15 protein-coding genes are annotated in these 12794 nt (G+C 65.7%); 2 read left to right on the top strand and 13 right to left on the bottom strand.

Annotation, left to right across the window (positions count from 1 at the left end):
• Window positions 1–237, top strand: a 237-nt coding sequence (locus ACJH6H_RS27790; protein ID WP_406776222.1) for a hypothetical protein, incomplete at its 5' end; no start/stop codon positions are given.
• Between the two features lie 111 nt (window positions 238–348).
• On the opposite strand, the gene murA is transcribed toward ACJH6H_RS27790, so the two are convergent.
• A complete protein-coding gene (gene murA, locus ACJH6H_RS27785) occupies window positions 349–1602 on the bottom strand; it encodes a UDP-N-acetylglucosamine 1-carboxyvinyltransferase (protein WP_060998843.1) in 1254 nt (417 codons plus the stop codon).
• Window positions 1603–1674: 72 nt separating this feature from the next.
• On the opposite strand from murA, the gene ACJH6H_RS27780 reads away from it, so the two are divergent.
• Window positions 1675–2274 carry a cob(I)yrinic acid a,c-diamide adenosyltransferase gene (locus ACJH6H_RS27780; RefSeq protein ID WP_318986523.1) on the top strand — a complete coding sequence of 200 codons (600 nt, stop codon included), beginning with the start codon at window positions 1675–1677 and terminating at the stop codon, window positions 2272–2274.
• A 6-nt stretch (window positions 2275–2280) separates the two neighbouring features.
• On the opposite strand, the gene ACJH6H_RS27775 is transcribed toward ACJH6H_RS27780, so the two are convergent.
• The 12 genes from ACJH6H_RS27775 to ACJH6H_RS27720 all read right to left on the bottom strand — a co-directional run bounded on the left by ACJH6H_RS27775 (window position 2281) and on the right by ACJH6H_RS27720 (window position 12766).
• On the bottom strand, window positions 2281–2727 hold the full coding sequence (locus tag ACJH6H_RS27775; protein WP_212812495.1) for a DUF2550 domain-containing protein: 447 nt from the start codon (window positions 2725–2727) through the stop codon (window positions 2281–2283).
• A 7-nt stretch (window positions 2728–2734) separates the two neighbouring features.
• Entirely contained in the window at window positions 2735–3100 is a 366-nt protein-coding gene (locus tag ACJH6H_RS27770) for a F0F1 ATP synthase subunit epsilon (RefSeq protein WP_020104136.1), read from the bottom strand.
• Between the two features lie 36 nt (window positions 3101–3136).
• Window positions 3137–4567 (bottom strand): F0F1 ATP synthase subunit beta, encoded by a 1431-nt coding sequence (atpD, locus tag ACJH6H_RS27765; RefSeq protein WP_029105840.1) that lies wholly within the window; start codon window positions 4565–4567, stop codon window positions 3137–3139.
• Between the two features lie 24 nt (window positions 4568–4591).
• Window positions 4592–5512, bottom strand: coding sequence for a F0F1 ATP synthase subunit gamma (locus tag ACJH6H_RS27760; protein WP_318986524.1), 921 nt, complete (start codon window positions 5510–5512; stop codon window positions 4592–4594).
• A 7-nt stretch (window positions 5513–5519) separates the two neighbouring features.
• Entirely contained in the window at window positions 5520–7169 is a 1650-nt protein-coding gene (atpA, locus tag ACJH6H_RS27755) for a F0F1 ATP synthase subunit alpha (RefSeq protein ID WP_212812497.1), read from the bottom strand.
• Window positions 7170–7204: 35 nt separating this feature from the next.
• Window positions 7205–8545, bottom strand: a complete 1341-nt coding sequence (locus ACJH6H_RS27750) for a F0F1 ATP synthase subunit B/delta (protein WP_212812498.1) — start codon at window positions 8543–8545, stop codon at window positions 7205–7207.
• Window positions 8546–9070 carry a F0F1 ATP synthase subunit B gene (locus tag ACJH6H_RS27745; RefSeq protein WP_212812499.1) on the bottom strand — a complete coding sequence of 175 codons (525 nt, stop codon included), beginning with the start codon at window positions 9068–9070 and terminating at the stop codon, window positions 8546–8548.
• A 9-nt stretch (window positions 9071–9079) separates the two neighbouring features.
• Window positions 9080–9343: a F0F1 ATP synthase subunit C gene (locus ACJH6H_RS27740; protein WP_020104130.1), complete on the bottom strand. Its 264-nt coding sequence runs from the start codon at window positions 9341–9343 to the stop codon at window positions 9080–9082.
• A 76-nt stretch (window positions 9344–9419) separates the two neighbouring features.
• Entirely contained in the window at window positions 9420–10172 is a 753-nt protein-coding gene (gene atpB, locus ACJH6H_RS27735; RefSeq protein WP_174814043.1) for a F0F1 ATP synthase subunit A, read from the bottom strand.
• Window positions 10173–10180: 8 nt separating this feature from the next.
• A complete protein-coding gene (locus ACJH6H_RS27730) occupies window positions 10181–10654 on the bottom strand; it encodes a hypothetical protein (protein ID WP_029105839.1) in 474 nt (157 codons plus the stop codon).
• A 259-nt stretch (window positions 10655–10913) separates the two neighbouring features.
• On the bottom strand, window positions 10914–12110 hold the full coding sequence (locus ACJH6H_RS27725) for a glycosyltransferase family 4 protein (RefSeq protein ID WP_406776221.1): 1197 nt from the start codon (window positions 12108–12110) through the stop codon (window positions 10914–10916).
• The gene (locus ACJH6H_RS27720) at window positions 12107–12766 is read right to left on the bottom strand and encodes an L-threonylcarbamoyladenylate synthase (RefSeq protein ID WP_212812500.1); all 660 of its coding nucleotides are present in this window, start codon (window positions 12764–12766) and stop codon (window positions 12107–12109) included. Before ACJH6H_RS27720 ends, ACJH6H_RS27725 begins: the two co-directional genes overlap by 4 nt.
• Window positions 12767–12794: the final 28 nt, after the last annotated feature.

Raw genomic sequence — 12794 nt, 5'->3', positions numbered from 1 at the left:
CAATCTGACCTAAACAAAAGACACCAAAAACTGGCATCAAAAAAACAACCACACCCCACAAACGGGAAAACACGAGGTGCAGTCAAAAAACAACAAACAAAAACCACCAAACACACTATTGAGTTCTCAAACAACACGCCTTTTTCGGGCAACCCCACCAACCTACTATCTCTTGGTCGGGCTGTCAAGCTCTTGCTCTGGGCTTTTTCGGCCCCGCTCGTTCTTGACGTTGAATAGATTAGCGGGCCGATCTTGATTTTACAAAACGCCTGCATACGGCCGGTTTTTGGGCGAAAACACGTCGCACAGGGGTCCGTCGGGACCGTCAGCGCGACACGCCAATCCCCGTCAACTGACCCGTTCGACCTCCGCGCCCAGACTCACGAGGTTCTCCACGAACAACGGGTACCCGCGATCGATGTGGAAAACGTCGTGAACCTCGGTGTCGCCATCGGCGACCAAGCCCGCCAACACCAAACCGGCGCCGGCGCGAATATCCGATGCCCACACCGGGGCACTCGACAACTGCGGAATTCCGCGGACCACCGCGTGATGTCCGTCGGTCCGGGCGTCGGCCCCCAGGCGGATCATCTCCTCGACGAAGCGGAACCGTGCTTCGAACACGTTCTCGGTGATCATCGAGGTGCCCTCGGCGATGCATGCCAGGCCGATGGCCATCGGCTGCAGGTCGGTCGGGAATCCCGGATACGGCAGCGTCGCGACGTTCACGGCCTTCGGCCGTTCGTACTGCACGACGCGGAAACCGTTGTCGTGCTGGGTGACGGTCGCGCCGGCATCGTGAAGTTTGTGCAGCACCAGCTGCAGGTGTTGCGGGTCCACCCCAGTGACGGCGACGTCACCGCGCGTCATCGCCGCCGCAATTCCCCAGGTCGCGGCCACAATCCGGTCACCGATCACCCGGTGCTCGGTCGGATGCAGCTTGTCCACGCCGGTGATGGTCAGAGTCGAGGTCCCGCCCCCACTGACCTTGGCACCCATCTGGTTCAACATGTCGCAGATATCGACGATGTCCGGTTCCCGCGCGGCGTTGTGGATGACCGTCACACCCTCGGCGAGCACGGCCGCCATCAGGATGTTCTCGGTCGCACCCACTGACGGGAACTCGAGCTGAATCTCGGCGCCACGCAGGTGGTCCGCCTCGGCGACCACGCAGCCGTGCTCGATGTTGCATCGCGCGCCGAGCTGCCGCAGACCGGATTGGTGCATGTCGAGGGGCCGCGAACCGATCGCGTCACCGCCGGGCAGCGCGACTTTCGCCTTCTTGCAGCGCCCCACCAATGGGCCGAGCACACACACCGAGGCGCGGAACTGCCGGACCGCGGCGAAGTCCGCGTCGTACTTCGGCTCGTCGGGCGACGTGATTCGGGCAACATCGCCTTCGAGCTCGACGGTCGCCCCGAGACCGCGGAGCACCTCCGCCATCAATGGCACATCCAGGATGTCCGGACAGTTGGTGATCGTGGTCGTGCCCTCGGCCAACAACGCCGCGGCCATCAGCTTGAGCACGCTGTTCTTCGCGCCCCCCACGGCAACTTCGCCGGACAACCGGCTACCCCCGGTCACCACGAAACGCTCGCTCACGCGGCTAAGTGTAAACAGCGGCGAGGGCCGGTGTCAGACAACGAACAGGTCACCGCGGGTACGGTTTCACCCATGGCCGTGCACCTGACCCGCATCTATACCCGGACCGGTGACGATGGGTCGACCGGGCTCAGCGATTTCAGCCGGGTGTCGAAGAACGATGCGCGCCTGGCCGCCTACGCGGACTGTGACGAAGCCAACGCCGCGATCGGCGTCGCGGTCGCCGCGGGCGCCCCGGACGAACGAATCCGCTTGGTACTCCTGCAGATTCAGAACGATCTCTTCGACGCCGGCGCAGATCTGTCGACCCCGGTTGTCGAGAATCCCGAATACCCGCCGCTGCGGATCACCCAGCCGTACATCGACCGGCTGGAAGCCTGGTGTGACGAATTCAACGAGCCGCTGTCGAAGCTCACGTCGTTCATCCTGCCCGGCGGCACTCCCCTGTCGGCATACCTGCACGTGGCCCGAACCGTGGTCCGGCGCGCGGAGCGAGCGGCCTGGCAGGCGATCGAGGAACACGGCGATTCGGTCAGCGTCCTGCCGGCGAAATATCTGAATCGGCTGTCGGACCTGCTGTTCATCCTGTCGCGGGTCGCGAACCCGGATGGCGATGTGCTGTGGCAGCCCGGCGGTGGGACGCCGCAATCCGACAACACCGGAACTCAGTAGGGGAATTCAGACCGCGCGGCGGCGTGACCGCGGCGACGGCCGGGCCTCCAGCCACGACGTGAAAGCCGTCAAAGCCCCACGGTCCAAAGCGATTTCGTAACCGTTGCGCCGTTCGGGACTGTTGTCGCGCAGCTCGAGAATGACCGTTTCGATGGTCATGATGTCGAATTCGTCGCCCCGTGGGGCGCGGCGCCCAACAACTTCCAGGCCACGACGGGACAGCGTCCGGTCGGGCCACCAGCGCAGGCTCGACAAACGATAAAAGCCGGCCTCACCACCGCGGTAGCGCATGACTCCATGCCGCCACCCGTGGCCGCCGGCAGCTGGGTAGTCGCGCAGGATGGCGGCAGTACCGCCAACCTGACGCAACTTCCACAGCCGATAACTCAGTGCGGCAACAGCCAGCACCAACACGCCGACGAGCGCGACCATCATCAACATGGACGCGCTCATCGGAGTATCAGTCGAGCTGGCCTACGGCGCGCAGACGCGCCCGGCCCCACGCAGCGGTCGCCTCGTCGTCGGACGCGGCATCGGCCTTGGCCGCATGCGCATCGATCTCCGACTCCAGCGCCGCATCTTCAACCAGAATCCGCACGGTGTCCTCGGTTACCGAGAGGAACCCACCGGACACGGCGATCCGCAGATCATCCTCGCCCTCACGCTCGACCCGGACCATCGCGTCCTCGACCAGCTGGCCGACCAACGGGATGTGCCGGGGCAGGATGCCGATCTCACCGGCGGTGGTGCGAGTGAAGACGAATGTGGCCTTACCTGTCCACAGCGCGCGCTCGACGGCGACGATCTCGACGTCCATTTCGGCCATGTCACACCACCTTTCGTGCTCGGGTAACTACGGAGATCACAGCTTGGCGCCGAGGCTTTCGGCCTTCTTCGCCAGGTCGTCGAGACCACCGATGAGGAAGAACGCCTGCTCGGGCAGGTGGTCGAAGTCGCCCTTGGCGAGACGGTCGAACGCCTCGATGGTCTCCTTCAGCGGCACCGTCGAACCCGGCTGGCCGGTGAACTGCTCGGCGGCCATCATGTTCTGGCTCAGGAAGCGCTCGATCTTACGGGCGCGGTACACCAGCACCTTGTCCTCTTCCGACAGTTCATCGATACCGAGGATGGCGATGATGTCCTGAAGGTCCTTGTAACGCTGCAGGATTCGGATGACTTCCTGCGCAACCCGGTAGTGCTCGTCGCCGACGATGCTGGGGTGCAGGATCGTCGAGGACGACGCCAGCGGGTCCACGGCCGGGAAGATGCCCTTGGAGAACACCGCACGAGAAAGCTCGGTGGTGGCATCCAGGTGGGCGAACGTGGTGGCCGGGGCCGGGTCGGTGTAGTCGTCGGCGGGCACGTACACGGCCTGCATCGAGGTGATCGAACGACCACGGGTCGAGGTGATGCGCTCCTGGAGCTCACCCATCTCGTCGGCCAGCGTCGGCTGGTAACCCACGGCCGAAGGCATACGACCCAGCAGGGTCGAGACCTCGGAACCGGCCTGGGTGAACCGGAAGATGTTGTCGATGAAGAGCAGCACGTCCTGGTTCTGCTCGTCGCGGAAGTACTCGGCCATGGTCAGGGCCGACAGGGCGACGCGCATACGGGTGCCTGGCGGCTCGTCCATCTGGCCGAACACCAGCGCGGTGTCCTTGAGCACGTTGGCGTCCGCGAGCTCGACCCACAGGTCGTTGCCCTCACGGGTGCGCTCACCGACACCGGCGAACACCGAGGTACCACCGAAGTTGCGGGCAATACGGTTGATCATCTCCTGGATCAGAACCGTCTTACCGACACCGGCACCACCGAACAGGGCGATCTTGCCACCGCGCACGTACGGGGTCAGGAGGTCGACGACCTTCAGACCGGTCTCCAGCATCTCGGTGCGGGGCTCCAGGTCGGCGAAGGCCGGCGGCTTGCGGTGGATGGACCAGTGCTCGAACTCCTTGCCGTAACCCGGCTCGTCGAGGCAGTCACCCAGGGCGTTGAACACGTGGCCCTTGACGCCGTCGCCGACGGGCACCGAGATGGAGGCGCCGGTGTCGCGGACGTCGGTGCCACGCACCAGGCCGTCGGTCGGCTGCATCGAGATGCAGCGCACCAGGTTGTCACCGAGGTGCTGGGCGACCTCGAGGGTCAGGGTCTTGGCCAGCGCACCGAAGGTGATGTCGGCGTGCAGAGCGTTGAACAGCTCGGGCACAGAGCCACGCGGGAATTCGATGTCCACCACCGGGCCGGTGATGCGAACCACGCGACCAGTGGTCTTGGTCTCTACGGCAGAAGTCATATCTCTCTTCGCTTCCTACGGGGCCTATTTCGCGTCGGCCAGCGCGTTGGCGCCACCGACGATTTCGCTGATTTCCTGGGTGATCTGGGCCTGGCGCTCGCGGTTCGCGGCGAGGGTCAGGGCCTTGATCAGGTCGTCGGCGTTGTCCGTTGCCGACTTCATGGCGCGTCGACGCGAAGCCGACTCCGAGGCCGCGGCCTCAAGCAGTGCCGCGTAGACACGGGTCGCGATGTAGCGCGGGAGCAACGCGTCGAACAGCACGTCCGCACTCGGCTCGAACGAGTACAGGGTGTGGACCTCGGTCGGCTCTCCCGTGTACTCGACGGCCAGCGGGGCGATCCGCACGGCCTCGGCCGTCTGCGACAGCATCGACCTGAACTCGGTCGACACGATGTGCAGTTCGTCGACGCCCAGGACGCCGTCGGCACCCGGTTCGTCACCCTCGTCGTCCGCACCCGCCATGAACGCCGTCACCAGGGTGTCGGCGATCTCCTTGGCGTTGGCGTACTCCGGACGCTCCGAGAAGCCGGTCCAGGACTCGGCGACGGCGCGCTGACGGAAGCTGTAGTACCCCAAGGCCTTTCGGCCGACGACGTACAGCACCGGCTCCTTGCCCTCGTTGCGCAGCAACGTGAACAGTTCCTCGGCCCGACGCAGCACGTTGGCGTTGTAACCGCCGCACAGGCCGCGGTCGGACGACACCACCAGGACCCCGGCACGCCGCGGGTTCTCCCGCTCCACGAGCAGCGGGTGGTCCAGCGCGCTGGCCCCCGCAAGCTCGGTGAGCATGTTGGTGATCTCGGTGGCGTAGGGCCGGGCTGCATCAACCCGGGCCTGCGCCTTGGCGATCCGCGACGTGGCGATCAGCTCCTGCGCCTTCGTGATCTTCTTGATCGACGAGGCGGATTTGATACGTCCGCGTAGCTCGCGCAGTGTGGCTGCCATTGGTTACCTAGGCCTTCTTCGGTGCCGGCTTGTTGACCTTGACCGACTCCTGGCCGAGCTCAGCAGGATCCAGGGCCTCGGCCTCGGCTTCCTTGACAACGACCGAGCTGCCGTCGGAGGCGGCGAAGCCCTTCTTGAACTCGTTGATGACCGAGACCAGCTTCTCCTCGTTCTCCTCGGAGAGCTTCTTGGTCTCCTTGATCCCGGTGAGGATGTCGGCGTGGCTGGCCTTCACGTGCTCCAGCAGTTCGGACGAGAAGCGCGAAACGTCTTCGGCCGGAACCGAATCCAGGTGGCCCTGGGTACCGAGGAAGATCTCGATGACCTGGTCCTCGACGGCCAGCGGGCTGTACTGCGGCTGCTTCAGCAGCTCGACCAGGCGCACACCGCGGTCCAGCTGAGCCTTCGAAGCGGCGTCCAGGTCCGAGGCGAAGGCCGCGAAGGCCTCCAGCTCGCGGTACTGCGACAGGTCCAGACGCAGCGAGCCGGCAACTTCCTTCATCGCCTTGATCTGGGCGGCACCACCGACGCGGGACACCGACACACCGACGTTCACGGCCGGGCGGACACCCTGGTTGAACAGGTCGGACTCCAGGAAGCACTGACCGTCGGTGATCGAGATGACGTTGGTCGGGATGAACGCCGAGATGTCGTTGGCCTTGGTCTCGATGACCGGCAGACCCGTCATCGAACCGCCACCGAGCTCGTCGGACAGCTTCGCGCAACGCTCCAGCAGACGCGAGTGCAGGTAGAAGACGTCACCCGGGAACGCCTCGCGGCCCGGCGGGCGACGCAGCAGCAGCGAGATGGCGCGGTAGGCGTCGGCCTGCTTGGACAGGTCGTCGAACACGATCAGGACGTGCTTGCCGTTGTACATCCAGTGCTGACCGATGGCCGAGCCGGTGTACGGGGCCAGCCACTTGAAGCCGGCGGGGTCAGAGGCGGGAGCCGCGACGATGGTCGTGTACTCCATGGCGCCGCCCTCTTCCAGCGCGCGCTTCACGCTGGCGATGGTGGTGCCCTTCTGGCCGATCGCGACGTAGACGCAGCGCACCTGCTGCTTCGGGTCGCCGGTCTCCCAGGCCTCGCGCTGGTTCAGGATGGTGTCGACGCACACGGCGGTCTTGCCGGTCTTGCGGTCACCGATGATCAGCTGACGCTGGCCGCGGCCGATCGGGGTCATGGCGTCGATGGCCTTGATACCGGTCTGCAGCGGCTCGCTGACGCTCTGACGCTGAACGACGGTCGGGGCCTGCAGCTCGAGGGCACGACGGGTCTCGGCCTTGATCTCGCCCTGGCCGTCGATCGGCTCACCCAGCGGGTTGATGACGCGGCCCAGGAACTCGTCGCCGACCGGCACCGAGAGCACCTCGCCGGTGCGCTTGACCTGCTGGCCCTCTTCGATCTTCTCGAACTCACCCAAGATGACCGCACCGACGCTGTGCTCGTCGAGGTTCAGGGCCACGCCCAGAACACCGCCGGGGAACTCGAGGAGTTCCTGGGTCATGACCGAGGGCAGACCCTCGACGTGTGCGATGCCGTCACCGGCGTCGACGACAGTGCCGATCTCTTCACGATCGGTCGAGGCCGAGAACGTCGTTACGTAGTTCTCGATGGCACCTTCGATATCAGCAGCCGAGATTGTCAACTCTGCCATGGTTTTTGGTCTTCCTAGTCTTGGGTGTTTCGGAGTTAGTCGGGCAGCCGGTTGGAGGCGGCGGCCAGTCGTGACGAGATGGAGCCGTCGATCACCTCGTCGCCGACGGTGATGGTCAGACCACCGAGGAGGCTCGGGTCGACATGCAGCTGGACGGACACCGGGTGACCGTAGATGCGGGTCAGGACCGACGTCAGTCGGGTGCGCTGGGCATCCGACAGGGCTGCGGCCGCTTCGACGTGGGCAACCACCTCGCCGCGGCGGGCGACTGCCAGCTCGGCCAGATCAAGGACGGCCTGGTCGGCACGCTCACCGCGCAGCAGGCTCACGGTCTGCGTCAGCAGCGCCTTGACGGTGCTGTTGACCGAGCCGTTGGCACCGGTGAGGACCTTGTCCAGCAAGGCAACTCGGCCGTCGACCGGGGTGCCGTAGTCACCGAGCAGCGTCGAGAGGCGCGGCTGCGCGTCCAGCACACGGCTGAACCGGAACAGCTGATCCTCGACCTCGGCGACGTCACCGCTGACCTCGGCCCGCTTGATCAGTGCCAGGCGAGCGACGTGCTCGACGGCGTCGACCAGGTCGGACTGCTCCGACCACCGCGAAGACACCGCGGAACGCAGCAGCTCCAGTGCGTTGGCGCCGATCTTGCCGGACAGCACCGCGTCCAGCAGAGCGACCTTGGGGGCCGGGTTGTCGGCGGGCTCGGCCAGGTGCCGGCCGAGGTTGACCTCGGTCAGCAGCAGGCGGGCGACGGCGGCCAGATCATCGGCGAGCGCGGTCAGCGCGGCCGCATCCAGGCCGTTGGCGGTCGCGTCGAACTTCTCGACCAGCGCGGTCAGTGATTCCCGGCTCGCGGCCCGCAGCTTCACCTCGGCGTGGGTACCGACCTCGGCCGAGGACGGGGCCATCTGCTCGAGATCGTCGAGGAAGCGGTCGACGGTGCCGGCCTGCGCGCCGGGCTCGGCGACGTAGCGCCGCACCAGCTCGTCGGCCTTGGCGACGGATTCCGCGCCCAGCTCCTGACGGAGCTCGCGGATGACGCCCTGACGCATCAGCTCGACGTGCTGGCCGCCCTGTGCCTTGATCCGCTCGGCGTCGATGGCGGCCTGCTCGGTGAGCTGCTCCACGATGCGCTGCGAATCGTGCCGGGCCTCGTCGGTCACTTTGGCCGACTCGGCCTTCGCGTCGGCAAGAGCCTTGGCGTGCATCTTGTCGGCGTCGGCGAGTTTCTGTGCGGCTTCGGCACTTTCGGCCAGCGCGACGCGAACGGCCTCCTGCTGCTTGGCCATCATGCCCTTCACCGGAGGTACCACGTACTTCCAGATGATGGCCACGATGACGGCAAAGCCGATCAGCTGCCCGATGAAGATTTCCATCTACTGGCTCCCGCCTGATTTCACGTCAGCCGCCAACTCGACGCCGAGAATGCGGCTCGCCAGCGTCTGGGACAGGTTGTCGACCGACGACTGCAGTTCGGTCTGTGTGGACTGCCGCTGTGCGGACAGTGCCTGGTCGGCACCCTTGAGGGTTTCGGCCACCTCACCACTCGCCGCTGCACGCGCCTGGTCGACGACCTTGCGGCCCTCGTTGCGGGCCTCGTCACGGATGGCCGAAGCCTCCGTGCGAGCGCTCGCCATCGCCGCGTTGTAGTCCGCCTCTGCGGCGGCCACCTGCTCAGCCGACTTCCGGTTGTCAGCAGCGGTCTTGGCCAGCATTTCCTCGCGTTCGACCAAGACCTTGCTGATCGGTGGCACAACCCACTTGCCGATCACGCCGAGCACGATCAGGAAGATGATCAGCACGACGAAGAAGGTCGCGTTGGGGATCAGGAAGTTCTGACCCCCGCCGCCTTCCGCTGCTGCCTGGCCCGAGGCCAGGATGGTTGCGCTCAATTCACCCATGTCGACGGATTACGACAGGCCCGGGGTGGCGAACACGAAGAGCGCCATGAAGGCCAGGTTGATGAAGTACGCGGCTTCCACCAGACCGACGGTGATGAAGAACGGGGTGAACAGGCGGCCCTGGGCCTCCGGCTGACGGGCGATGCCCGAGATCAGCGCGTTACCGGCGATACCGTCACCGATACCGGCACCGATGGCGCCACCGGCCATGATCAAGCCACCGCCGATGAGGGCGCCCTGGATGATAGTGGCGTTCGTTGCTGCGTCGGCCATTCTCTTTTTCCTCCTTGGTAACTGGTAGCTGCGCTACCAGGGTCTTATTTGTGGTTCCTACAGGTCTTGCGGGTACTCAGTGGTGCTCGTCGAGTTCCATCGACTGGCTGAAGTACAGGATCGTCAGCAGCGCGAAGATGAACGCCTGGATGAGGCCGACGAACAGGTCGAAGGTCTTCCAGATGGCGTTCGGCGCCCACTGCACGTACCACGGGAACATCGCGATCAGCGCGACCAGGATGCCGCCGGCGAACATGTTGCCGAAGAGTCGGAGAGACAGCGAGACCGGCTTGGCGATCTCCTCGACGATGTTGATCGGCGCCAGGACCGCGACGTGGCCCTTCAGCAGCTTCTTGAAGTGGCCGAAGACGCCCCGGCGCCAGATGCCCGCAGCGTGGTAGCAGAGGAACACGAACAGCGCGAGCGCCAACACGTAGTTGATGTCCGAGGCCGGCGGGGCCAGCAGTTCCTTCGCGCCACCGTCTTCCCCACCGAACTGCACCGGCAGGACCGACAGCCAGTTGGAGATCAGGATGAAGGTGAAGATCGTGACGGCCAGCGGGAGCACGAACGGCGCGATCTTCATACCGATCGCGGTCTCGATCTGCTGGCGCATCTGGATGGTGATGGCCTCGAAGAACAGCTGCACACCGCCCGGCACACCGGTGGAGGTCACCTTGGCCTTCACGAAGAACGCCAGCGCGATGACGATGACCGCGGCCACGCTGGTGGCGATGATCGTGTCGACGTTGAAGGTGTAGCCCCACAGCTCGTGCTGCTCGTGGTGGCCGACCTCGATGGCGGCCTCGGCGGTGAATTGTTGAATCACTTGGGTCGTCAGTCCTTTGCTTCTGATCCGTCGTGTGCTTCTGGTTGGTCGCCGCCGCCACCGTTACGTTGGCCGGCGCGGACCTTCTTCATCACCGGCAATGCGGTGCTCATGACAAGAATCGCCTGGAACAATGCCACCCCGAACAGCACGCCGATACCGGTTGGCTTGAAGAACCACGTGATCAGCAGGGCGATCACCGAGATGGCGACCAACCGCATGGCGGAGTTGGCGGCCATCTGCATCTTCAGGGGGTGGTCCTTGGCGGTGACCTTGGCAACCGCGCGACGGACCATCATGGCGTTGGCCAGACCGAGCGCCATCCCCAGACCGAAGAAGGCGCCGAACTTCAGATTGCCGCTCACTGCGTAGCCGCCACCGAGTGCGATGGCTGTCACGAGGAGCGAGATAGCAAACAAACGCACGGGCTGAAAAGCCACTGCCGGCAACACCAAAGGCGCGTCCTGCGCTGGTGTCGTCATGGTGTTCACCTCAATCCCGCGGTCACGAGTGCCGTCCCCATATACCTGGCAATCCTGTGTGCGTGCCCACAGAGCGTATCGAAGGTCACATCGAGCGCGTCGGGCACACTGGAATCACCCAAGGGGAAGCTCCCTTTGTCGGTCGTCATTCGGCGCCGATCGGCTTGTGTGAACCGATGGGCCGGGCCGGCAACCCGCGAGGTTTTTCGGGTTCTGCCAGAACCGTACCACATGGTGAGCACCCGAAAACGGGCACCTACTACTTTTTGTCGTACTCGCCTTCTGGCAGGTCATCGCGCCGCCGCAGGAGCGGAATCAGGGTGAAGATGGCGGCCAGCAGGATGGCCCCGAGCATCACCGCACCGGTGTACCGCGGGTCGAAGAAAATGGTGCTGGCAGCCCCCAGCGCCACGATGCCCACCCATAGGTAGATCAACAGCACGACGCGTCGGTGCGAGTGACCGATCTGCAGCAGCCGGTGGTGCAGATGCATCTTGTCGGGACTGAACGGGCTGAGTCCGGCACGGGTGCGGCGCACGATGGCCAGCAGCATGTCGAGGGCCGGTACGAACATCACCGCAACGACCAACAGGAATGGCGACAGCAAAGCAAACACGTCGCGCGCGCCGTAGGCGTTCTGCGAGATCGGGCCCGCCGCGGTGGTCGACGCCGCCGCCAGCATCAGGCCGATGAGCATGGACCCGGAGTCGCCCATGAAGATGCGGGCCGGGTGGAAGTTGTGCGGCAGGAAGCCCAGGCACGCGCCGGCGAGCACCACGGAGATGACGGCGGGCGGGTAGAACAGCACGTCACCGCCGTGGTCGCGCAGCAGCGCGACCGAGAAGATGCAGATGGCCGACGCGGTGATGAGTCCCAGCCCGGCGGCCAGACCGTCGAGGCCGTCGACGAAGTTCATCGCGTTGACGATCGACACCGTCAGCGCCAGGGTCAGCAGGATCGACGACGCCTGGTCCAGCACGATGGTGCCGACACCGCCGATCGGGATGTACAGCACACTCCACGCGACGCCCATGGTGACCAGGACGCTGGCTGCGGTGATCTGGCCGGCGAACTTCGTCAGGGCGTCCAGGCCCCAGCGGTCGTCGATCAGGCCGATCAGCATGATCAGGCCGCCCGCCACCACCACCGCGGGCATACCGGACGAATAGACGAAACCTCGGGTCAGTGCGGGCAATTGGGACGCCAGCAGGACGGCGGCCGCCACCCCGATGTACATGGCCAGCCCGCCCATCCGCGGGACCGGCTGGACGTGGACGTCGCGTTCGCGCGGATAGGCCACGGCGCCGAACCGGAACGCCAGCGCCCGCACCCAGCCCGTGGCGAAGTAGGTGATGATCGCCGCGGTCAGACCGACCAGCACGAGCTCCCGGAGGGGAACCCCGGTGCCCCGGTCGATCTGCGCGAGCAGCCGGCCTGCGTCGGCAACTACGGTCACGACACCTCGCCGGTCAGGGACTCCGCTTCGACTCCGAGCACTTCAGCGATCTGCACGAGCGAGATCGGGCCCTCCCGCAGCACCCGCGGCGTCGCGCCGGTCAGGTCGACGATCGTGGACGCGGCCTGCTTGGTCGCCGGTCCCGCGTCCAGGTAGACCTCGACCTTGTCGCCCAGCTGTGCCCGCGCCTCGTCGGCGTTGACCGCGGGCGGTTGGCCCGAGATGTTGGCGCTGGACACCGCCATGGGGCCGACCTCACGCAGCAGCTCGATGGCCACCGGGTGCAAGGGCATGCGCAGCATGACGCTGCCGTTGGTGTCACCGAGGTCCCACGACAGCGACGGGGCCTGCCGCACGACCAGGCTCAACGCGCCGGGCCAGAACGCCTCGATCAGGTCCCGGGCCGCCGGGGGCACGGCGTAGACGAGCCCGTCGATGGTGCGCCAGGAACCGACGAGCACCGGGACCGGCATGTTGCGGCCCCTCCCCTTCGCAGCGAGCAGCGCCGCGACGGCCTCGCTGTTGAAGGCGTCGGCACCCAGGCCGTAGACGGTGTCGGTGGGCAGCACGACCAGGCGGCCGCCCTTGAGCGCACTGATAGCCGAGGCGATCCCGGTGGCGCGCTTGGCCGCATCACCGCAGTCGAACGTCTCCATCCATCACTCCTCACGCAAGCGTTTCGTC

This window comes from Mycobacterium sp. SMC-21 (assembly GCF_045310825.1).
GTDB lineage: Bacteria > Actinomycetota > Actinomycetes > Mycobacteriales > Mycobacteriaceae > Mycobacterium.
This window is presented reverse-complemented; position numbering and strand designations above follow the sequence as displayed.

What these genes read in the sequence shown, in the direction of transcription:
- ACJH6H_RS27760 (WP_318986524.1), bottom strand. Translation starts at nt 5,512, where the DNA reads ATGGCAGCCACACTGCGCGAGCTACGCGGACGTATCAAATCCGCCTCG.
- ACJH6H_RS27740 (WP_020104130.1), bottom strand. Translation starts at nt 9,343, where the DNA reads ATGGCCGACGCAGCAACGAACGCCACTATCATCCAGGGCGCCCTCATC.
- ACJH6H_RS27720 (WP_212812500.1), bottom strand. Translation starts at nt 12,766, where the DNA reads ATGGAGACGTTCGACTGCGGTGATGCGGCCAAGCGCGCCACCGGGATC.
- ACJH6H_RS27780 (WP_318986523.1), top strand. Translation starts at nt 1,675, where the DNA reads ATGGCCGTGCACCTGACCCGCATCTATACCCGGACCGGTGACGATGGG.
- ACJH6H_RS27745 (WP_212812499.1), bottom strand. Translation starts at nt 9,070, where the DNA reads ATGGGTGAATTGAGCGCAACCATCCTGGCCTCGGGCCAGGCAGCAGCG.
- atpA (WP_212812497.1), bottom strand. Translation starts at nt 7,169, where the DNA reads ATGGCAGAGTTGACAATCTCGGCTGCTGATATCGAAGGTGCCATCGAG.
- atpD (WP_029105840.1), bottom strand. Translation starts at nt 4,567, where the DNA reads ATGACTTCTGCCGTAGAGACCAAGACCACTGGTCGCGTGGTTCGCATC.
- ACJH6H_RS27730 (WP_029105839.1), bottom strand. Translation starts at nt 10,654, where the DNA reads ATGACGACACCAGCGCAGGACGCGCCTTTGGTGTTGCCGGCAGTGGCT.
- ACJH6H_RS27750 (WP_212812498.1), bottom strand. Translation starts at nt 8,545, where the DNA reads ATGGAAATCTTCATCGGGCAGCTGATCGGCTTTGCCGTCATCGTGGCC.
- ACJH6H_RS27775 (WP_212812495.1), bottom strand. Translation starts at nt 2,727, where the DNA reads ATGAGCGCGTCCATGTTGATGATGGTCGCGCTCGTCGGCGTGTTGGTG.
- ACJH6H_RS27770 (WP_020104136.1), bottom strand. Translation starts at nt 3,100, where the DNA reads ATGGCCGAAATGGACGTCGAGATCGTCGCCGTCGAGCGCGCGCTGTGG.